Origin of the sequence: Streptomyces griseocarneus, from assembly GCF_014655595.1 — a bacterium.
GTDB lineage: Bacteria > Actinomycetota > Actinomycetes > Streptomycetales > Streptomycetaceae > Streptomyces > Streptomyces griseocarneus.
The window spans coordinates 62185-82601 of record NZ_BNBL01000011.1 but is presented as its reverse complement, the minus strand read 5'-3'; the positions used below and the strand labels follow the sequence as shown (position 1 = coordinate 82601).

General features: G+C 72.9%; 19 protein-coding genes and 1 pseudogene. 12 read left to right on the top strand and 8 right to left on the bottom strand.

Features of this window, described 5'->3' with window-relative positions; all coding sequences use genetic code 11:
- The first annotated feature begins 175 nt into the window (after positions 1-175).
- The 3 genes and pseudogenes from IE295_RS25450 to IE295_RS25440 all read left to right on the top strand — a co-directional run bounded on the left by IE295_RS25450 (position 176) and on the right by IE295_RS25440 (position 1450).
- A complete protein-coding gene (locus IE295_RS25450) occupies positions 176-562 on the top strand; it encodes an ester cyclase (RefSeq protein ID WP_190066102.1) in 387 nt (128 codons plus the stop codon).
- Between the two features lie 183 nt (positions 563-745).
- Positions 746-1000, top strand: a pseudogene (locus IE295_RS25445) (SDR family oxidoreductase); the annotation flags it as partial.
- Positions 1001-1036: 36 nt separating this feature from the next.
- A complete protein-coding gene (locus tag IE295_RS25440; RefSeq protein WP_190066100.1) occupies positions 1037-1450 on the top strand; it encodes a (R)-mandelonitrile lyase in 414 nt (137 codons plus the stop codon).
- Positions 1451-1667: 217 nt separating this feature from the next.
- Here the strand turns inward: IE295_RS25440 and IE295_RS25435 are convergent, their stop codons facing one another.
- Positions 1668-5459 (bottom strand): CHAT domain-containing tetratricopeptide repeat protein, encoded by a 3792-nt coding sequence (locus tag IE295_RS25435; protein ID WP_190066099.1) that lies wholly within the window; start codon positions 5457-5459, stop codon positions 1668-1670.
- A 70-nt stretch (positions 5460-5529) separates the two neighbouring features.
- On the opposite strand from IE295_RS25435, the gene IE295_RS25430 reads away from it, so the two are divergent.
- From IE295_RS25430 to IE295_RS25415, 4 genes are all read left to right on the top strand, one after another.
- Complete coding sequence (locus IE295_RS25430) at positions 5530-5925, top strand: hypothetical protein (protein ID WP_190066098.1); 396 nt, start codon at positions 5530-5532, stop codon at positions 5923-5925.
- A 10-nt stretch (positions 5926-5935) separates the two neighbouring features.
- Positions 5936-6862: a hypothetical protein gene (locus IE295_RS25425; protein ID WP_190066097.1), complete on the top strand. Its 927-nt coding sequence runs from the start codon at positions 5936-5938 to the stop codon at positions 6860-6862.
- A 234-nt stretch (positions 6863-7096) separates the two neighbouring features.
- Positions 7097-7606, top strand: coding sequence for a hypothetical protein (locus tag IE295_RS25420; RefSeq protein WP_190066096.1), 510 nt, complete (start codon positions 7097-7099; stop codon positions 7604-7606).
- Between the two features lie 98 nt (positions 7607-7704).
- Positions 7705-8481: a hypothetical protein gene (locus tag IE295_RS25415; protein WP_190066095.1), complete on the top strand. Its 777-nt coding sequence runs from the start codon at positions 7705-7707 to the stop codon at positions 8479-8481.
- 42 nt (positions 8482-8523) lie between these two features.
- Here the strand turns inward: IE295_RS25415 and IE295_RS25410 are convergent, their stop codons facing one another.
- Positions 8524-8997: a MarR family winged helix-turn-helix transcriptional regulator gene (locus tag IE295_RS25410; protein WP_190066094.1), complete on the bottom strand. Its 474-nt coding sequence runs from the start codon at positions 8995-8997 to the stop codon at positions 8524-8526.
- Between the two features lie 117 nt (positions 8998-9114).
- Here IE295_RS25410 and IE295_RS25405 point away from each other — a divergent pair, with 117 nt between their 5' ends.
- A complete protein-coding gene (locus tag IE295_RS25405) occupies positions 9115-9498 on the top strand; it encodes an HGxxPAAW family protein (RefSeq protein WP_224323302.1) in 384 nt (127 codons plus the stop codon).
- 6 nt (positions 9499-9504) lie between these two features.
- On the opposite strand, the gene IE295_RS25400 is transcribed toward IE295_RS25405, so the two are convergent.
- Genes IE295_RS25400 through IE295_RS25375 form a run of 6 tightly spaced genes read right to left on the bottom strand, consistent with a single transcriptional unit; the run spans position 9505 to position 15311 of the window.
- Positions 9505-10545, bottom strand: coding sequence for a pyridoxal-phosphate dependent enzyme (locus IE295_RS25400; RefSeq protein ID WP_190066092.1), 1041 nt, complete (start codon positions 10543-10545; stop codon positions 9505-9507).
- Positions 10466-11509 carry a GHMP family kinase ATP-binding protein gene (locus tag IE295_RS25395; protein WP_190066091.1) on the bottom strand — a complete coding sequence of 348 codons (1044 nt, stop codon included), beginning with the start codon at positions 11507-11509 and terminating at the stop codon, positions 10466-10468. The genes IE295_RS25400 and IE295_RS25395 overlap by 80 nt, the downstream gene beginning before the upstream one ends.
- The gene (locus IE295_RS25390; RefSeq protein ID WP_190066090.1) at positions 11506-12354 is read right to left on the bottom strand and encodes a Rossmann-like domain-containing protein; all 849 of its coding nucleotides are present in this window, start codon (positions 12352-12354) and stop codon (positions 11506-11508) included. Before IE295_RS25390 ends, IE295_RS25395 begins: the two co-directional genes overlap by 4 nt.
- Before the next feature lie 41 nt (positions 12355-12395).
- A complete protein-coding gene (locus tag IE295_RS25385; protein WP_190066089.1) occupies positions 12396-13172 on the bottom strand; it encodes an ABC transporter ATP-binding protein in 777 nt (258 codons plus the stop codon).
- Positions 13169-14287 carry a FecCD family ABC transporter permease gene (locus IE295_RS25380; protein WP_224323301.1) on the bottom strand — a complete coding sequence of 373 codons (1119 nt, stop codon included), beginning with the start codon at positions 14285-14287 and terminating at the stop codon, positions 13169-13171. Before IE295_RS25380 ends, IE295_RS25385 begins: the two co-directional genes overlap by 4 nt.
- Positions 14277-15311, bottom strand: coding sequence for an ABC transporter substrate-binding protein (locus IE295_RS25375; RefSeq protein WP_190066088.1), 1035 nt, complete (start codon positions 15309-15311; stop codon positions 14277-14279). Before IE295_RS25375 ends, IE295_RS25380 begins: the two co-directional genes overlap by 11 nt.
- Positions 15312-15475: 164 nt before the next feature.
- On the opposite strand from IE295_RS25375, the gene IE295_RS25370 reads away from it, so the two are divergent.
- The 4 genes from IE295_RS25370 to IE295_RS25355 all read left to right on the top strand — a co-directional run bounded on the left by IE295_RS25370 (position 15476) and on the right by IE295_RS25355 (position 20337).
- Positions 15476-16747, top strand: a complete 1272-nt coding sequence (locus IE295_RS25370; protein WP_190066087.1) for an MFS transporter — start codon at positions 15476-15478, stop codon at positions 16745-16747.
- A 213-nt stretch (positions 16748-16960) separates the two neighbouring features.
- On the top strand, positions 16961-17581 hold the full coding sequence (locus tag IE295_RS25365) for a DUF3995 domain-containing protein (protein ID WP_190066086.1): 621 nt from the start codon (positions 16961-16963) through the stop codon (positions 17579-17581).
- Positions 17582-17853: 272 nt separating this feature from the next.
- Positions 17854-18990, top strand: coding sequence for an FAD-dependent oxidoreductase (locus tag IE295_RS25360; protein WP_190066085.1), 1137 nt, complete (start codon positions 17854-17856; stop codon positions 18988-18990).
- A 282-nt stretch (positions 18991-19272) separates the two neighbouring features.
- On the top strand, positions 19273-20337 hold the full coding sequence (locus IE295_RS25355; RefSeq protein ID WP_190066084.1) for a Rieske 2Fe-2S domain-containing protein: 1065 nt from the start codon (positions 19273-19275) through the stop codon (positions 20335-20337).
- The last annotated feature ends 80 nt before the right edge of the window (positions 20338-20417 follow it).

The following is a 20417-nucleotide window of genomic DNA, read 5'->3' as shown; positions in this document are numbered from 1 at the left end:
ATGAGGCCACGACCGCATCCGCGCATGCCGTCCCCCACCTCGCCGAGTTCAACGTCGCCACACTCCCTCTATTTGCGCAATCAGCGAGTCACGGGATATAGGACAAAAATGGACCTATATCGGTGTCAATCTGTCCGTGCATACGACTTCACGAGGTACGGAAAGGCCGGCAGTCATGAGCAGCAGCACGGACGTCAACGAGCTCGTTCACGAGTGGGTGGACGCCTACAACAACCAGGACTTCGACCGGTTCGGGGCGGTGTTCACCGACGATGCCGTCTACACCTGTGGGGCCTTCGGGCTCGCCTTCACCGGCCGGGACGCCTTCGTGGGCCATATCCGCGAGTACGCGGGCGCGGTTCCGGACCGGACCCTGACGCTCAAGCGGGTCATCGCCGAAGGGGACGCCATCGCCATCGAAACCGACTTCGCCGGCACCAGCTCCGGGGCCCACCCGGCCCTGCCCCCGGCCGGGCAGCCGGTCACCGCCACCTTCTGCACCATCCTGCAACTGCGCGGAGGCCGGATCGCCTCGCAGACCGACTACCTCGGCGGACAGTAACCGCTCCCGAAGACGAAGGCGGCGACCGCGCATACCCGGTCGCCGCGGCGCCTCTGGAAGGGCGGTGTTCAGCCTGGGACAGGCGACGTGACCGGCAGGGGGGCATCTCGCCGGCGGTGCGCCCCAGATCGTGGTCCCGCTCGGGCCCCCGTTGGTGCCGGTGCCGGCCCGGCGCGTGGGCCCAGCATGAAGCACGAACTGCGGTACATGCGTGCCCAGGGCAGCGGCGCCCTCGCGTACGCCTCGCGCGGCATCCGTATCAACGCCGTCTGCCCCGGCACCATCGACACCCCCATGGTCAGCGACACGATCGCCAAGGGAGAGCTTGGCACCGCCGACGAGATCGCCCAGGCTGTCCTGTGGCCGTGCAGTCCCGGGCGCGCCGGTTTCGTCATCGGCGTCGCGCTTCCCGCCGACGGTGGTTACGTCGCCCGGTAACGCCGGCCAACGCACCAGAGAGAAATGAGAGACACCATGGAATTCGCCAAGCAGCAGCCCACCAGCAAAGCCCCAGCCGACTGGTTCACCGGCGACGTCTGGTGGGACGTCATCGTCGCCGGCCAGGAGCCCTCCCGGATGCGCGTCAACATGGTCCGCTTCGCACCCGGCGCCCGCACCAACTGGCACCGCCACGCCGTTGGCCAGACCCTCCACGTCGTCTCCGGCATCGCCCTCGTCGGCACCCGCGACGGCACCGTCTTCGAAGCCCACCCCGGCGAGACCGTCACCTGCCCGCCCGGCGAGGAACACTGGCACGGCGCCGTCACCGACCGCTTCATGGAACACCTCGCCATGTGGGAAACCACCGAAGACGGCACGCCCGAAACCACCTGGGCCGAGCCCGTCACCGACACCCAGTACAGCGGTCCCCGCACCACCAGCCGCTAGGCACCGCGGCAACAGCGCCGGAACGCCGGCATCCACGACGTCCCGGCCTGCCTCGCCACCGAGCTCCGCCGCCGCATCGACCTCGACGGCGGCCTCGACGGCGACCTCGACCTCGACCGTGGGCCCCGACGGTATGCCGCGCCTGACGGTCGTGTTCGAGCGTGTCAGCGCCACCCTGCAGCAGCCGGCCCGTACGGGGAGACGTTGGAGAAGTGCCCTAGGGACCCGCGTGCACCTGGCAGGCCCACAGGCTTGGGGTGTGCGGATAGGTGTCGCGCAGGGTGCGCACGGCCCGGTGCAGGGCTTCGGCCGTGCGGGTGACGTCGAGGGTGCCGTCGCCCGTGTGCAGGGCTTCGTAGACGCTGAGCGCGACCTCGGCCCCGATCGCGTCGTCGACGTGCCACAGCGAGCCGACGACGTGGGGGAAGCCCGCCATCTGGAAGGCGCTGACGATGTGCACGGCCTCGTCGGCGAGCTCGGGGCTGGTGCGCAGGGTGTCGCAGGCGGAGAGGTAGGCGAGCCGGACCGACGGCAGCCGCAGCCGGGCCAGGTCGCGCACGGTCAGCGGGCGTTCGGTGTGGTCGTGGAGGACGAGCCGGCTGCCGGAAGGGCGCTCGAGGTCGCCGAGGGCGTGGCAGGCGAAATGGGCGTAGGCGTGGCGGTGGAGGGCGGAGACGACCGCGGAGTGCGTGGCGGAGGCGTCCACCAGCAGCGCGGCGCAGGGGAGGAGGCGGGCCAGGTGGTCCGCCTCGCGGCGTGCGCCCGGGAGCGGGGCCTGGCCGGTGGCCTGCGCGACGCTGACGACGAGCGTGCCGGTGCCCGCCGGGCGGGCGGCGCGCCGGCGGGCGTGGTGCAGGGCCCGTAGCGTCGGTGTGTAGGAGGAGACCACCCGGTCCAGGGCGCCAGGAGCGTTGACAGGGGCCGCCGCGTGCAGGGGCAGGGTGCCCAGGAGACCGCCGGGCGACCACCACACGCGGGTGGCCGCGGGGAGGCTGTCGAGGACCGGGCCGGTGACCGCCTGCCACAGCCAGGCGAGGGTTTCCCGTACGTCCTGCTGGGCGCGCTGCGACTGCTTGCGGGAGGTTCCGGGTGTCTCGATGCGGACCAACGCGTCCTGGAAGGCCTGTCGGCGCGCTGCCGTCGTCCGCGGGTCGAGCCCCGGCAGCGGCACGGCGTCGATGGAGTGCTCGGTGACGGCCAGGCAGTCGCTGCCGTACGGGGAGACGTTGACCAGGAGCACCGGGCCCGCCGCGGCCGTCGCGTGCAGTTCGCGCTCGTCCCAGTCGCGCACCGGACGCAGCAGGCCCAGCTCGGGGTGTTCGGCGCGGATCCGGTCCGTGAGGTCCTTCCACTCGGCCGCCAGTCGCTGCCGCAGATCGGCGCGGGCGTCGGGGCCGGGCGGTCCTTCTTCGAGGAACTCCGGGGTGTCGGTCGCGGTGTCGAGGGCCTCCCGGAGTTCCTCGAAGCGGTCGGCGAGGTCCGGGGCGGTCTCCCGGAGCCGCGTCAGATCGCTGTCGGCGTCGAAGGCGTGGGAGAGGATCACGCCCCTGGCCTGTTCGAGCAGACCGACCGCGAGCCCGGGCCGGCCACAGCGCACGGCGCAGGCGGCCGCCGCTGCGCCCAGCCCGACGGTCCTGCTCAGCAGGAACTCCTGGTCGTCGCGGACGAGATGGCGGGGCGCCACGGAAGGCAACAGGTCGACCGCCACGACATAGCCGTCCAGGGCGCCGTCCCAGTCACCCAGCTCCGCCCGGACGTCACCCCAGGCCCGTGCCGCCTCCAGGCGCATGGAGGGCGCGCACTGCCGCTCCAGGGCCGCTGCCCGGAACACGTCGGCCGCCTCGACGAGATCGGCTCTACGGCGACGGCGGCCGGGCCCCCGGTCGCGCAGCACGTTGCCGAGGTTCGTCAGGCGGAGTGTGCTCTGGGGGTGGCCGGGCGGGGTGGCCTCGACCGCCCGGCGGAAGAGCGCGACCGCCTCGTCCCGGGCGGCCGACGACAGCAGGGTGCGGGGGCTCAGGAGCCGTGCGCCCGCCGCCACCGTCAGAGCACCCGGCAGGTCGGGCGAGTTCGCGGGCAGCGCCGCGATCACCGCGTCGGTCTGCTCGCGCGCCTCGCGGGCGTCGTCGATCCGCGGCATCCGTGAGAAGCGGGCCATCAGGGCGATGGCGAGGTTGTGACGCCGGCGGGGCAGCCGTGGGTCGCCCTGCGGGGTGAGGGCGAGCGCCTCTCTGTGGAGCCTGACCGCTTCGTCGAGTCGGGTGACCGGGTCGGCGGCGCGTTCGATGCCCATGACCAGGCTGATCCCCCTCGAGCTCAGCAGAGCCGCCTGGTGTGCACGGCTCAGGCCGGGCAGTGCGGCGGCCCGGCGCCGGCACTCCTGGGTCTCCCGCAGATCCTCGCCGTCCTCGGTCAGCCGGTGGCGCAGACCCAGCGCCGTACCGAGGTTGAGCAGCCGCACTCCGAGCATCTCGTGCCCTTCGGGGGTGAGCGCCACCGCCTCCCGGTGGGCCCGCACCGCCTCGTTCAGCTCCTCGGGCTTTCCGGAGCGCTGATAGCCGGCGGTCAGCACCAGGCCGAGATCGTCGAGCGCTGCGGGACGGTCCGGGTGGCCCGGCGGCATGAGCGCTTCGGCCTGCCGCAGCCGGCGCAGCCCCTCGTCCAGGTCCGCTCTGTTGGCTTCCGGGTCGCGTGTGTAGCGGGTGTACAAGGTCATCGCGTGAGCGAGGAGCGGCAGTTGCGGGCCGTCCGTCGCCCCCGTGGACGCGGTGGCCGGATCAGTGAGGTGGAGCGCCGCGTCCAGATCGGCCGGAGAGCCGGTCGCGACGGAGCGAGCGCGCAGGGCGTTGCCCAGGGCATTGCGCAAGGCGGCACTCCGACCGGGATGCGTGGCCGCCCGGAGCGCCTCGGTCAGCACGGCGACCGCCTCGTGCAGGTCCTCGACCCGGCCGGTGCGCTGCGCCCTCAGCATGAGGGCCATGCCCAGGTCGTGGCCCGCCGCCCCAGGCCGCTCCGGATCGCCGGGAACGGCCCGGCGGCACAGGTCCACGACCTCGTCGCACTGCTCGGGCGTCGCGCCCTCCCGCTGCCGCAGCAGCAACAGCGCACGCCCCAACGCGCTGAGGCTGCGTGCCGGACGCGGGCTTCCGGGCGGCAGTTGGGACAGTACGTCCCGTGCGATGCCGACCGCCTCGTGCAGGTCCCCCGGGTCGTACGACTCCAGGTAGCGGTCCAGGAGCCGGCCGCCCAGACCCTCGAGGGCGAGGAGCCGCTCGGGGGAGGCGGCCGGGATCGCCTTGAGGGCACGGTGGGCGAGCCGGACCGGATCCGCGTCGTCGAAGTTCCCGGACCCATCGCCGGACAGGTCCCCGAACGGCCAGGTCATCCCTGCGAGGGACAGCGCGCGGGACAGACCCGCGCGCCGCTCCGCGTACCAGGGGTCGTACTCCGGCGTCGCGAGGACGGCGAGGCTGCCGCCCCCGACCGCGAGGGCCAGCCGGGCCTCGCGCGAGGGTGCCATGGTGCCGAGCATCGCGGCCATCTCGTGGAGCCGACGGACATCTGCGGAGGCGTCCGGCGGTGGGTTGTGCTGCTGCCCCTCCGCCGCGATCACGAACGCGGCGCACTGGGCCGACCACTCGGCGGGGCCGTCCGCGTTCGCCGGGTCGGGGCGAATGGCGGGATCGGTGGCCGCGTAGCCCGCCGCCAACTCGGGCGGCACCAGCTGCGGATCGGCGACCCACACCGGGAAGAGCAGTGTCCCCGCCATACTCCCGTGGACGCTGCCGCGATCCCCCGGGTCGGCCATCGCCTGGGCGACGCAGAGCCAGCCGGCCGCGTGCCGGGCCTCCAGGTCGGTCCTCGTGTCGGCGGTCCGCAGCAGCCCCCGCAGTTCCGCATCCGCCTCGGGGCCGAACACCACGTCCCCGTCCACACCGCCGTCCGCCGTCCCGGCCCGCGCGAGGCGCGCACGGATCGCCTGCAGGAACCAGTCCCGGTCGTACCTCACCCTGTCGCTCCCCCCTGCCGGGCACGTCAACTCACCCTCAACTCTGCCTTCTTTCCGGCACACTTGACCCATGACCGCATCTCCCGGCTTTCCTCGACCCGATCGCAGGGCAGCAGCGGCGTTGTGCGTCCTGCTCGGCTCGCCGGACGACCTGCGGCATCCCGGGGTGCGGGAGGCGGCCGAGCGGGCGCGGGACCTGCTGCGGTCGGCTGCGGACGCCGACGAACTCGCGACCTGCTATCGCGCCCTGGACACAGCGTTGCGCCGGGCCGGGGACGCGCGCGGGCTGGTCAACGAATCCCGAGGCGCGGCGGCCCCCGGCATCGTGCCCCACATCAAGGTGGCCGTATGCCCCGGACCGGCCCAATGCACCCGCGTAGAACGGGCCCGCGACCTGCTCCCCGCCCCGCAGTGCGCGGTCAACGGCACCCGCATGCGCAAGGGCCGGCTGGGCCCCGCACAGTGAATCCGCCCCCATGAACCCCCTCCTCGCCACCCTGGGCGGCAAACTCACCGAACGCTGGCTGAACCTGCTGGTCCTCCCCGGCGCTCTCTTCCTCGCCGCCACGGCCGTCGGCACCACCCTGGGCCACCGGCACTGGCACGACGTCGGCCGGCTGCGCAGCAGCCTGGACGACCTCGCCGCCCACCCTGCCCTCGACCGCACCGGCACCGCCGTGCTCCTGGCCGCCCTCGTCCTGCTCGCCGCGACCGCGGCCTCACTCGCCGCGCAGTTCCTCGGCAGCGCGATCGAGCGGTACTGGCTGCGCTTCGGCCGGGACCCGCTTTCACGTGCCCTCACGGCCCGCCGCGTCCGTAAGTGGAAGGAAAGGGACGCGAAGGTCGACGAGGCCGTCGGCCACGCCCACCAAACAGGTGCCGGGCCCAATGGCGCGGTGATGATCCGCAGCAGCACACTGGCGCGGATCCAGGCCCTCACCGAGGCCCGCGACCGTGTCGCGCTGCGCGAACCGGCCCGCCCCACCTGGTACGGCGATCGCATGCAGGCGACGGCCGACCGAGTCGAGGCGGCCTACGGAGTGGACCTCGCTGCCCTCTGGCCACGGCTGTGGCTGATCCTCCCCGAACCCGCCGTGCGCCAGGTCCAGTCGGCCCACGACTCCTTCAGCGCCGCCGCCCGCCTCGCCGCCTGGGCCGGCGCCTACGCCCTGCTCGCCTGCTGGTGGTGGCCGGCCGCGCCGGCCGCCATCGGCTGCGCGGCCGTGGCCCGCTCCCGCGCCCGCACCGGCCTGGACGCACTCGCGGGCCTCATCGAGGCCGCCGTCGACGTGCACGGCCGGGAACTGGCCGCCCGGGTCGGACTGATCCCGCCGGAAGCGCCGGGACTGCTGGCCCATGACACGGGGGACGGGATGTCGGAGGTGTTCCGGAAGGCCGAGTGACGGCGGGTGCGTCGAGTGGGACGGGCGCACCTCCAGGGCCGCCGCGGCGTCCTCGACGCGCTCCAGCTCTCCGGGCGTTACCCCGTCCTGCAGCCGGAGCACACCGCGCGGGACTGACCGGGAACCATACTCGAACACATGTCACCTGGTGTGATGAATCGATTACTCTTTGTACAGTCTCCTCTTGGTGTGCTCACACCCAAACCCGGTGCAGATGCCCATGGAGGAGCAGATATGCGCACATGGAGGACGACGGTCGCCGCCGCGTCGATGGCGGTCCTGGCGTTCGTCGGCGGCACCTCCCCGGCCGGAGCGGTCGGCGACCCGTCCGCTCCGGCCACCGTGCCGGAGGGACGCGACGCCGGCGGCGGCAGCGTGGAAGCCGGCAAGGCCGGTTCGGATGCCGACGCGTCCGCGGTGATCCGATGTGAGGGTCAGGTGCAGCGCCCGCACAACTCCACCCACGTGCCCGGCACCATCAACGTCGTCGTGACGGTCTCGTGCACGGCACCGGTGCCGGAGATCACCACCCGCGCGGCTCTGTACAAGAACGGACAGCTCGTCAATCAGTCGACGCTGAGGACGCAGCACAACACCCGCAGCGCCCAGAACAACGCGGCCGTGAGGTGCAGCCCCGGCAAATACCGAGGCTGGATGTACTTCAAGGTCGTCTTCCCGCCCGGCTACCAGCCGCCGACCAGCTCCGCCAACGGTCTCGGCCAGGAGGTCGCCCTCGGCTGCTGACCCGCGGCCGCCGGAAGCGCGGCGCCGTGTTAGAGGGGGCGCCACCGGGGGAGGATCACGGTGTGCGCCCCATCCCTGCCCGAATCCTGCGCCGACGAGTGGCACAGCTCGACGCGGCGGCGGACCTGACAGCCGGCACGGACGCCGGGCTGCGCCACTTCACCTCCGTCATGACGGGGTGGACCGAGCCCGAAGTGACGGCCCTGGCGGGCGGTCCGGCCGTCCTTGCCCCGTCCGAGGTGGAGAAGGCGGACGAGATGGCCGACAGCTGTCTGCTGCTGGGCCGGCTCGCCCGGGAGGGCCAGGAGGGTCTCGTCCGGGGGCCGCTCGACCGGACGCGACAGCACTGGATCGGCACCAGTCCGCACGAGCTGGTGCCGCACCGGCGGCCCGCCCTGGACCGGGAGCGGTTCACCGCGCCCGGCGGGGATTCCGGTCCTCCCAGCACGAAGCCGTTCCACCTGGGGCTCTACACATCCACGGCGCGGCGTGACGGGCCGGGCATGTGGCGCATGTATCTCGACCTGGGATCGAGTCTCCACCCCCGGCCCTGGCAGACCTGGCAGCTGCCGGTCACCGACCCCACCGCCGACGTCCTCGACATCGGCGGCGCGAGCGACTGGGCGGCTTTCGTCGGGCGCTACCCGCTGGTCCGCGGCGATGACGTCTACCCCGACTGGGCGAAGGCCGCCCGGGACTTCGCCGGAGTGCACATGACCTTGCGCGCGATCGTCGCGGCCCAGGGGTTCCGCATCCCGGTGGCGGACGGCCTGGCCGTGGCTCCCTTCTGGGACGTCGAATCCGTGCTGTGGCTGCGCTGGTGCTTCTCCGCCCCGAGCCTGGTGGAGATCACGCCGCCCGATGACTGGCCGTAATGCGCATACCCCGTCGCGCGGCAGACGCTTGCACCCGGAACGTCAGCTCTCGCACGACTCCTCCAGGTACGTGCGTGCCAGCGCGCCGGCGCGGGTGAACCAGTCGGCGAGGACCGCGACTTCGTCCGGCGTGTAGTCCGCGAAGAGCTCCGCGAGGAGCGTGTAGTACGGCCCGTAGACGGCTCGCACCCGCTCGGCGGCGGCCGGGACGGCGGCGACGCGTACGCGGCGGCGGTCGGCGGGGTCCGGCTGCCGGGTGACGAAGCCGCCGCGCTCCAGGCGGTTGAGGATTCCGGTCACCGCGCCCGTCGTGACGTGCGCGCGCCCAGCCAGTTCGCCGGCGGTGACGGGGGAGTCCCCGGCCTCCAGGACGTACGCGAAGCAGATCAGGTCCGTCACGCTCAGGCCCAGGTTCCTTGCGAACTCCTGCTGGCCGACGATGCTCGTCGCGATGAGGCCGTCCATGGCGCTGATCGCGTCCGAGGCGGAGGCGGCGGGGCGGTTCTTGCCCTCCATTGAAAATCCCTTAGTGCGTAAGATAAATTCCTCACTTGCTAAGCCATCATAGGTCGGGCGCCGTAGCGGGGCCGCGGCATGCCGTGGGACCGCCGGTGGGTACGAGGGGGCAGGTACGTGAGCGGACATCAGCACGACGAGGGCCACACCATCGCCGGATGGATCGGATGCGTCATCGCCACGGCCGGGGCCGCGGTCGCCGGCGCGGGCATCTGTGGCTGGCGGCCGGGGATCTGGCTGGGACTCGGTGTCATGGCGGCGGCGGTGCTGGTCACTTGGGGCCTGCACCTCGCGGGCTGGGGCAAGCCGCCCGGTCCGCGGCCCGCCGACCAGTGGGCCATGAAGGTACGGGACCGCGCCGCGCGCCACGGGCACACGGGCTGCCTCGGATGCCGACTGGCCGGACGACGCGGCGCTCCGCGACGCACGGACACCGCGCCCGAGGCCATGCCCGCCGACATCGCTTCTCATGCGAGCGCGCCCGCCGATCTGTCGTCCTGACGGCAGTCAGGACGACACGGCCGCAGCAGCGGCCGGCGCCCGGTTCCAGCGCATCCGGGACCACGGCAGGGCCAGCCGGCTCTGGTCGGGCACCTCGCGCGGGGCGAGGTCCGCGATCGGCGTGGCCTCGTGGTGCCGGGCGTAGACGGTGTCGACGTAACGGTGGCCGGTGTCCGCGGCGATGAAGAGGACCGTCCGTTCGGGGGAGCGCGCGCGTTCGTGGCGGGCGGCGAGGTAACCGGCGCCGGTCGACAGCCCGGCGAAGACCGCGTGCCGGCGCAGCAGGTCGACGCTGCCGGCCAGCGCCGCGTCGAAGGAGATCCAGTGCAGGGTGTCGTACAGCTCGTGCGACACGTTCCCGAAGGGGATGGAGCTGCCGATCCCGGCGATGATGATCTCGGGGTCGGAGACGTGCTCCGCGCCGAAGGTGACGCTGCCGTACGGCTGGACGCCGACCAGTTCGACATCCGCCGAATCCGCCGAATCCGCCGATCCCGCCGAGTCCGCACGCAGGTAGCGGGCCAGGGCTCCGGTGGAGGCCCCCGAGCCGACGCCGCCGACGACGGTGAGCCCGTCCGCGCCGGTCGCCTCCCGGATCCGGTCGGCGATCGCGCGGTAGCCGAGGTAGTGGATGTCGTCGTGGTACTGCCGCATCCAGTGGTACTCGGGGTGTTCGGCGAGGATCTCGTGGATCCGCTCGACGCGCCGCTTCTGGTCGAGCTTGAGGTCGCTGCACGGTTCCATCTGCTCCAGCGTCGCCCCGAGCACGGCGAGCTGGGTGCGCAGCGTGTGGTCCACCGTCGTCGAGCCGACGATGTGGCAGCGCATGCCGTGCCGGTGGCAGGCCAGGGCGAGGGCGTACGCGTAGATGCCGCTGGAGCTGTCCAGCAGGGTGTCCCCGCGGCGCACCGCCCCGGTGTCGAGCAGGTGGCGTACCGCGGCGAGTGCGGAGACCACCTTCATCGTCTCAAAGCGCAGGCAGACGAGCCGGTCGTCGAGGCGTATCAGGTCCGGTCGGCCGATCGACTCCGCGATGTGCTGGTCCATCCAGGATCTCCTTGGTGGTGGTGAAGGTCGTGAAGGTCCGGGTGGCGGGGATGCCGTGGGCGTCCAGGGTGCGCAGGCAGTTGCGGACGCGGTGTCGCAGGCCCGGCGCGGCCGGGTCGAACAACACGCCCGCCACCGCGCCGCTGTGCGCGATCTGGACACCCGCCGCCCCGACCCGGCGGGCGATCGCGGTCAGCGCGTCGAACTCCGGGTGGCCGAGCACCTGCTGGCCGCGCCGCGCGCTGGCGGTGGCGACCTGGCCGAGCAGCCGTACGTCGCCGGTCGCCACCGCCCGGCGCAGCCGCGTGCGCATCCGCTCCCAGGCCCGTACGTCACTGCCGCCGGGCTCGCGTACGGGCAGGGACAGGGTGTCCACGGGCGCGCCCCCGCCGAGGGCGCAGCCCACCACGACCAGCGGCGGCAGGGCCGGGCCGAGGACCTCCAGGACCCGGCCCTCCCGTTGGGCGAACAGCACCGGGCGGCCGTCCAGCATCAGCGGATCACAGGCCGACTCCGCGCGCACGGCCAGCCGGGCGACCGCGCCGGGGGCCAGCCGCATCCCGTACGAGTCCGCGACCGCGCGCACGGTGGCGATCACGTCGCTGGTGGAGCTGCCCATGCCGAGGCCCACCGGTATGTCACCGGTGAGCCGCAACTCCCCGCCGCAGGGCGGCCGGCCGGTCCGCTCCGCGCACTCCGCCACCGCGAGGGCCGCGGCCCGCGCGGCCTTCGTACGGTCGGCGGGTACGACGGTGAGCGCCTCGGGCGCCGTGCCGGGCCGGCGGACGAACTCGGCGCTGCTGCCGGGCCCGGCCATCGGCAGGGTGACCAGGCCCGCGCACCGGCGCCCTTCGCCGTCGAGGAAGACGCCCTGGAGGATCTCGCCGTGGTGGCAGGGGGCGTACCCGGTGCCGGTGGGGCGGTCACCGGCACCGGGTACGGCCGCGCGGGCGGCGGGAATCACGCGCCGCCCACCGTCCGGTAGCGGTACAGGCCCGTCTCCTCGGCGCTGAACTGGGAGAAGGGAAACGGTTCCGCGGACAGGGCGGTGACACCCGAGCCGAGGAAGGCGCGGGCGACGGCGCTGCCGGTCTGCGCGTAGACGATCAGCGGGATGCCCCGGGACCGGCAGCGCTCCAGGATGGCGTCGAACGAGCCGTTGCTCAGGGTCATTCCGGTGGCGACGACGGCCTCGGCGCGGTCCAGCACCTCGTACATGTCGTCGGTGACGGGGTCGCCCCACTGGGTGGCCTTGAGGTTGAAGTCGCAGGGCAGCGGCCGGCCGCCGCGCTCGCGTATCGCCGCGATCAACGGGTTGACGACGCCGATGAGGCCGACCTTCGCACCCTCCTCGATGTCCAGCAGGCCGGCGATGGCCGCGTCGCGGGCCTTCGCGCGGACCTCCGGGGTACCGGCGGGGAGGGTGACGGGCTCCGCGTCGCCCGCCTCGGCGGCCACGCGGTGGGGACGGGCCTCGGAGAGGTAGGCGTCGAGGGCCGCGATCCGCAGCGGGCGCGGGGCCTCGCGCAGCAGGACGTCGAGCGGGGTGCCGGAGGAGTCGCGGCAGATCGAGGGGTCGATCTCGCCGGCCTCGAAGGCACAGCCGCCGAAGGAGCCGCCGAGGCGGACCAGGACGTACTGGTTGAGGTAGGTGGTGTCGCCGCCGGCCAGGCGGGTGCCGTGGTGGATCCAGAACACGCTGGTCGCGACGAGCTCGGAGGGGAGCGGGCCGTGTTCGCCCGCGAGGACGGCTTCGACGAGCGCGTCGACGGTCGGTGCGAGGGAAGGGGCGGGGGAGGTCCGGGTCATGGGGTTCCTATTCACAGGGATTCACAGCGATTCACAGGGATTCACAAGGAGGGGTGGCGCGGTCCGCGGTACGTGACCACGGGATGCCCCAGGGCATCGGTGGTGAGTTCGGCGTCCACCTCGAAGACCTCGGCGAGCCGCTCGGCGGTCAGGACCGCGGCGGGGGTGCCGGAGGCGATCAGGCGGCCGTGGTGCAGGAGCAGCAGCCGGTCGCAGTACCGGGCGGCGAGCGACAGGTCGTGCAGCGCGACGAGGACCGTCTGGTCGGTACCGCTCAGCAGCTCCATCAGTTCCAGCTGGTGTTTGACGTCGAGGTGGTTGGTGGGCTCGTCGAGCAGGAGCCCGTACGGCTGCTGGGCCAGCGCGCGGGCGATGTGGGCGCGCTGCCGCTCGCCGCCCGACAGCGCCTTCCAGGAGCGGTCGGCGAGCGCGGTGAGTCCGACGCGCTCCAGCGCGGCGGCGACCACCGCCCGGTCGGTGGCGTCCGGCCCGCGCCAGCGGTCCCGGAACGGGGTCCGCCCCAGGCCCACGACGTCGGCGACCCGCAGATCGCTGTCCGCGCCCGAGTCCTGTTCGACGAAGGCGACATGGCGGGCGATCCGGCGCGCGCTCCAGTCCCGTACGGACTCGCCGTCGTACCGGACCGTGCCCGCGTCGGGGGCCCGCAGGCCGGCCAGGCAGCGCAGCAGCGAGGACTTGCCCGAGCCGTTGGGGCCGAGCAGGCCGACCGTCCCGCCGGGGGCGACGTCCGCGCTGACGTCGCGTACGACCGGCGTGCCCGCCACCGACCAGCTCAGCTCTTCGGCGGTGATCCTCACAGTTCACCCCTCTTGCGCAGGACGAGGAGGAAGAGCGGCACGCCGAGCAGTGCGGTGATCACACCCACGGGAACCTCGCGGGGTGCGAAGGCGATCCGCGCCAGCGCGTCCGTCCACACCAGGAACACCGCGCCCGCGAGCGCCGCGTACGGCAGCAGCACCCGGTGCAGCGGCCCGACGAGGAAGCGCACGCCGTGGGGGACGATCAGCCCGACGAAGCCGATGGCGCCGACGGTGGCCACCGCCACCGCGGTCAGCGCGGCCGTGACCACGAGCAGCAGCATCCGCGTGCGCCGCACGCCGATCCCGAGGGATGCGGCGGTGTCGGTGCCGAACGCGAGCCCGTCGAGGGCGTTCGAGCAGAGCCACGCCGCCAGCAGTCCGAGCGGGGTGACGATCGCGCAGACCGCGACGGTGTTCCAGCGGGCCGGCGCCATCGAGCCCAGCAGCCAGTGGGTGACGGCCCGCGTGGTGTCCGCGTCCGCCGAGGCCATCAGGACGAGCGAGGTCAGCGCGGTGAAGAGCTGGCCGACGACCACGCCGGTGAGGACGATGCGGACCGAGTCCAGCCCGGTGCGCCGCAGCAGCAACAGGAGCAGCCCGAAGGAGAGCAGCGCGCCGGCGAGCGCGCCGCCGGTGATCCCGAGCGCGCTCGCGCCAACGCCGAGGACGATCACGGCGACGGCTCCCGTGGACGCGCCCGAGGAGACGCCGAGCAGGTAGGGGTCGGCGAGCGCGTTGCGGGTGACCGCCTGGAGGACCGTGCCGCACACGGCGAGCGAGGCGCCGACGAGGGCGGCCATCAGTACGCGCGGCAGCCGCAGGTCCCAGATGAGGGAGTCCACCAGCGGGGGCAACGGCTCCACGTCCAGGCCGAGATGGGTGCCCAGGACGCGGCCGAGGCCGGTCCAGCCCACGTCGGCGGTGCCGATGCGTATGGCCGTCGCCACCGAGCCCGCCAGGGCGAGAGCGGCGAGGAGGAAGAGGACCGCCCGGGCCGCGGCGGACCGGCCGGACCGCGGGGTGGTGACGGAGCCCTCCGTCACCACCCGCCCGCGGGCCGCCGGAAGCAGGAGATCCACCGACCGCGCCCGGGCTACCGGTTCAGCGGACATACCCGAGGTCCTTCATCCCCTTGGCCAGCAGTCCCAAGGCGTGCACCGAGCGCACGGACGGGTCCAGCTCGATGCCCGGCACCTCGAGGACCTTGTCGTCACGGACCGCCGCGAGCTTGGAGACCACCGGGTGCCCGGTCATCGCGGCGCGCTTCTCGGCGGCGCTGTCGCCCGGCCGTCCGCGCTCCGACAGATCGCCGATCACGATGAAGTCGGGGTCCCGCTTGGCGACTTCCTCCCAGGAGACCTCCGGCCAGTCCTCGTTCACGTCGTCGAAGGCGTTCTTCGCGCCGACGATCCGGCTCATCTCGCTGGGCAGGCCGCTCTTGCCCGCCACGTACGGCATGCCGTTGAAGACGGAGTAGAGGTACACCACGGTGGGCCGGTCGTCGCCCTGAGGAACCTTGGAGGCGTTCTCCCCGGCCTTGGCGACCGCTGCGCGCTGGTCGGTGGCGAGTTTGCGGGCCCGCTCCTCGGCGCCGAAGACCTTGCCCAGGTTCTCGTAGTCGGAGAAGAGCAGCTCGAAGGGGGTCTTGCCGGCCGGGTTCTGCTGCGGGCAGTCGACGGCGCTGACGAAGGTGGGGACCTTGAGGGCGGCCAGCTCCTCGCGGGTCCCGGCGCGGTCCTTGGTGTAGAGGTCCGTTGAGCCGGCGACGACGAAGTCGGGGGTGGCGGCGCGCAGCTGCTCGCCGGTGGCGATCTTCGGGGCGATGACCGGGACCTTGGCGTACGCGGCTCCGTACTGCGCGGGGATCTTCGTCTTGAGGTTGGCCGTTCCCGCCATCCGGTCCTGGAGCCCGAGTTCGAGCAGGGTCTCGGTCGAGGTCTGGTCCAGGGCGACGGCCCGCTTCGGGGGCTTTGCGACGGATACCTGGCGGCCGCAGCTGGTGACGGAGGCCGCCTTGGCCGAGGCTTGGGCGCCGGGCCCGGCGCCCGTCCCGGAGCCGTCGCCGGCTGCCGTGGAGCAGCCCGCGGTGGCGAGGGCGATGGTCAGGGCGATGCCGAGGCGGGCTGGGTGGCGCATGGGTTCTCCGGTCTGGGAGGGGAGGGAGGGAAAGACGTGGGTGTTGTCGTGCACCGGGCAGGAGTGCCGCGTTCGAAGGGTACTGTAATGGTATTCATTTTCATTAACGAATCCGGGTGCGGTTCGCCGAGCCGCCACCCCCACCCCCGAGGAGCCACCACACCGTGCCGACCACACCCGCGCCTACAGCGGCCAAGACCGATACCCCGCCCCCGCGTTCGGTCCTCCGCGACACCGCGTTCCTGCGCCTGTGGGCGGGCACCACCGCCTCCGGCCTCGCGACCTGGGCCCTGCCCTTCGTCCTCGGACTCGCCGTACTCCACCGCGACCTCGGCGCCGCCGGCCTCGGCCTGGTCCTCGCCGCACGCACCGCCGGCTTCCTCGCCGCCGTCGCCGTCGGCGGCGTGCTGGCCGACCGGCACTCCCGCCGCGCGGTCGTCCTCTGGTCGGCCCTCGCGGCCGCGGTCGCCGCGCCCCTCCTCGCCGCCGGTCTCGGCCGCTCACTCGTGCTGATGACGGCCGCCGCCGCCCTCGCGGGCGCCGGACAGGGCGCCTGCCGCCCGGCGTTCCAGGCGCTCACCGCCGAGACCGTCGCGCCCGAGCGCCGTCAACAGGCCAACGCCGCCATGACCATGGCCGTACGGAGCGCCACGCTCACCGGACCCGCCCTGACCGCGCTGCTCGCGGCCTTCCTCGACGTCCCGACGCTCCTGCTCGGCATCGGCCTGCTCTGGCTGGTCGCCGCGCTCGTCCCGGGCAAGGGGACCGCTGCAGCGAACCTCGCCGCGGAGCCCACCCCGCCCACCCCGCGCGCCGGCTTCCGCGCCGAGTTCCTCGAGGGGATACGCGAGGCGCGCCGTCACCCCTGGTTCCTCGCCGGACTGGCCGCTCTCGTCGCCGTCATCGCCCTCGGCTACTCCGCCACCAGCGTCGCCCTGCCCCTGATCAGCCGGGACCGTTACGACACGGAGTGGGTGCTGGCCGCGGCCATGACCGCGTACACCGTGGGCGCGCTCGGCGGGGCCCTGGCCATCGCCCGCTGGCGGCCGCGCTCCCAGGGCTGGGCCGCCTTCGCCGGCCTGGCCGCGTACGGCGTCGCGCCGCTGAGCCTGATGCTGCCCGTGCACCCGGTCGTGGTCGTCGCCGCGTACGCCGTTGCCGGGATCGGGATCGAACTGTTCAACGTGCCCTGGTTCACGGCCACCCAGCGCGAGGTCGCCCCGGAGAAGCTGGCCCGCGTCTCCTCGCTGGACTTCCTGGTGTCCTACGGCCTGGCGCCCGTCGGCCTGGCCCTGATCGCCCCGGCCATCGACGCGTTCGGGGTCACGGCCGTACTCGCCGTGTGCGCCGCCGCCTGCCTCCTCGTACCGGCCGCGGCGGCTCTGGTGCCCACCGCCCGCCACTTCGCACGCACGGCCCCTGCGACGACGGACTGACCGCAGGGCAGGTGGTAGGCCACGGCACGTCCCTGCCCCTGCCGGGCCGGCAAGGGTCCCGGCCGGTCTTCAGTCACCGGCCGGGGCCCTCGCGAAGGTGGTGCTGAGCCCCTGTGTTTCCGTCACAGGGACGACGCGAGGTAGCTCCAGCGGCGGAGGTCGATCATTCGCGCGGATGACCTCCCGTCGTCGTGGTCCGGCCACGATGGAGTCATGTCGATCGAGCTTTCTGTGGACGATGCAGCGCGTCCGGCCCTGCGCCGGGCACCCCGCCTTCGGGCGGGCGCGGGCGCGTGGCCGGGCCTCGCTGCTGCGCTATGGGGGCTCCTGTTTGCGGTGCCCAGTTTCGCCTGGGCGATGGGATTCACCTTCGGCGCGCGGACGACGGTGTCGCCGTCCCTGGTGAAGCTCGCGGATGACCGGGTGGCGTGGTTCGTGGCCGTCCTGTGGGTGACCGGCCTCCTGAAGGTCTTTGGCGCCCTGCTCGGTGTCGGCCTGACGCGCCGGCGCGGCAGGCGGATCGGCCGTCTCCTGGCGTTCTGTGGCGGCGGCGCGGCAGTACTGCTTGTCTGGCACGGTGGCTTCTTCGTTGCCCATGGAGTGCTGGTTGAGGCCGGGGCCCGCTCTGTCGCGCCAGACCTGGCCGGCCTGACCCGCTGGTACCTCTGCCTGTGGGGACCGTGGTTCATCGCCGGCGGCCTGGCTTTCGCCGCCGCCACCATGCGGTATGTCCGCCGACTGGATACCCGGGGCGAGTTGCGACTCCACGGTGCTGTGGGGGCGCTGGGTGCGTTGCTCCTGTCGTTGGCGTCGATGATCACCGGGATCGGCTGATGGCCGTCGCACAGCGAAGCTGGAGATCGTCGTCCCCGGGGGCGGCGGACGCGCCCGGCTGCGCGTGGACAAGCCCGGCGCGGTGGGCGAGCCGGAGCCTTTGACCTGACTGAAGGTCATTCCGGGTAGGTGCCGGGACCGATGTGCCGTGTCGGTCATCTGTCGGGGCCGGCTGTTGGTCCGATGTCGGCGGCTCGTCGGCGGGGTTTGGCACCTTTCCAGAGACGGCCCGCCGGAGCTCACCGGGCGGCCCCGATCCCGAAGGAGCCACCATGCACAGCCCCGTCACGATCATCGGCGCAGGACTCGGCGGACTCACGCTGGCCCGCGTCCTGCACGTCCACGGAATCCCGGCCACGGTCCACGAGGCGGAGTCCTCCCCGACGGCACGAACGCAGGGCGGGATGCTCGACATCCACGACTACAACGGACAGCTCGCCCTCAAGGCGGCCGGCCTGATGGACGAGTTCCACGCCATCGTCCTGGAGGGCCGCCAGGCGATGCGGGTCCTCGACCGGAACGGGACCGTCCTGCTCGACAAAGCCGACGACGGCACGGGCGGACGCCCCGAGGTGCAACGCGGCGAGCTGCGACAGATCCTGCTCGACTCACTCCCGGCCGGCACCGTCCAGTGGGGGCACAAGGTCAGCAGCACCCGTATCCTCGGCGAGGGTCGCCACGAGGTGACGTTCGCCGACGGCAGCACCGTCGTCACCAGCCTGCTGGTCGGCGCGGACGGCGCGTGGTCACGAGTCCGGCCGCTGCTTTCCACCGCCATACCCGAGTACGTCGGCAAGTCGGTCTTCGAGACCTACCTGTTCGACGCCGGCACCCGGCACCCAGCCGCCGCGAAGGCGGTCGGTGGCGGGTCGATGATCGCGGCCACGCCGGACAGGGAGATCTTCGCTCACCGGGAAAAGGGCGACACTCTGCACGCCTACGTGGGGCTGACCGAGCCGCAGGACTGGTTCGCCGCCATCGACTTCACCGATGCCGCCGTGGCAACCGCGCGGATCGCGCAGGAATTCGACGGCTGGGCGCCGGAGCTCACCGCGCTGATCACCGACGCCGACATCGCGCCGACCCTGCGCCCCCTCTACGCTCTGCCGACCGGGCACCGGTGGGACCGGGTGCCGGGGGTGACCCTGCTCGGCGACGCCGCCCACCTCTCGGCCCCGAACGGCGAAGGCGCCAACCTGGCCATGCTCGACGGCGCCGAACTCGGCAAGGCCATCGCCGCGCACCCCGACGACATCGAGTCCGCGCTCACCGAATACGAGCAGGCCATGTTCCCCCGCAGCACCGAGGCCGCCACTTTTGACGGTGCCGAGCTCCACGAGATTTTCTCCTTCGACAACACAGCCCACGGCCCGATCAACATGCTCCCTGGACACGAGCAGGGCCACTGAGCGACTCAGCCTCGACGAGGTTGCCTTCCCAGCGCCCGGGCACAGTGCGGTCCTCGACCTCGGCCAAGCGCCGGCTGATGGACACCATGTCGCGGATGATGCCCCGGCCTGACGGGCGCCGGGGCCCGTCCGCGGCCGGCGCAGGGCGATGCAGCAGGCTGACTCGCCGGCCGAAGCGGCCGACGGTCAGCCGTCGCCATGCTGCGAATCCGCTCCCACACACCACCGGGCAGGCACCTGTGCGCCGCTGACGCTGCGTGTTCACCCTCGTACGATGCACGGATGAGGCTGCGCCCGTGCTCCCGACCGAGGGCCTACGACCGCACCCTGGAGGCCACGCAGAGCCCCGTCCGCCCGGACGGCACCGCCTACCCCTGCGGCTGGTACGTGGCCCGGTTCTCCCGGCACCTCAAACGGGGACAGGTAGTCCCGGTCACCTTCATGTCCCGTCACTACGCCCTCTTCCGCACCCGCAGTGGGCGCGTCGGCATGGTCGAGAGCCAGTGCTGCCACCTGGGCGCCGATCTGAGCCGCTGCGGCCACGTCGCCGGCGAGCGCCTGGTGTGCGGCTTCCACGCCTGGGCCTTCGAGGCGTCCGGCCGCTGCACGGACATCCCCGGCCAGGACCGGATCCCGGCACGGGCCGAACAGCGAAGCCTGACGGTCACCGAACAAGCGGGCAACATCTGGTTCTGGCACGGCGACGGTCCGCCGCACCCGCTGGACGCGGCGGCCTTCGCGGATGACCGGCGCCGGTACGTCACCCTCCCCGGGCAGGTGTCCGTCTTCCGCGTGGACCTGCTCTCGGTGGCCGAGCACGTGGCCGATCTCGCGCACTGGCCCTACAGCCACCAGGCACGCGAGCCGATGGAATACGTCCCCGTGCGCAACGAGGGCCCGCACTTCGAGTTCCGCATCCAGCCGGCCGCCGCCCGCACATCCCGCAGGATGCAGCGCTTCTTCCGTCCCTACGCGCTGGTCACCATGGCCGGGCCCGCGGCGACGGTCTTCCGGGCCCAGACGGGCCCGGACATCGACCGCGACCGCCCCGCCTTCGCCGCGATCCTCGGCGCGAGCCCCGTCAGGGACGGCGTCACCTTCAGCACGTGGCGCGTCGCGGTCCGCAAGCTCGGCCCGGACCTCCCGCTGTGGCCGCTCAACCGCCTGCTCGCCGCCCTGGTCTGGCTCGTCGTACGGCGCAACGCCCGCGCCGACCGCGAGATCCTGCGCTGGATGCGACCGCCGGAGAAACCACTGTGGGTCAAGTCCGACGGCTCCTCCCTCCGGGAGTTCCAGTGCTTCTACCACCGCCAGACAGCCAAACCCGACCCACCCGGGCACAGCTGAAGTGGGGGATGCCATGAACGACCGGGCCAGTTCGTACGCCCTCCTGTAGGCCGTACGCCCCGCTCAATACAGCGGCGGAG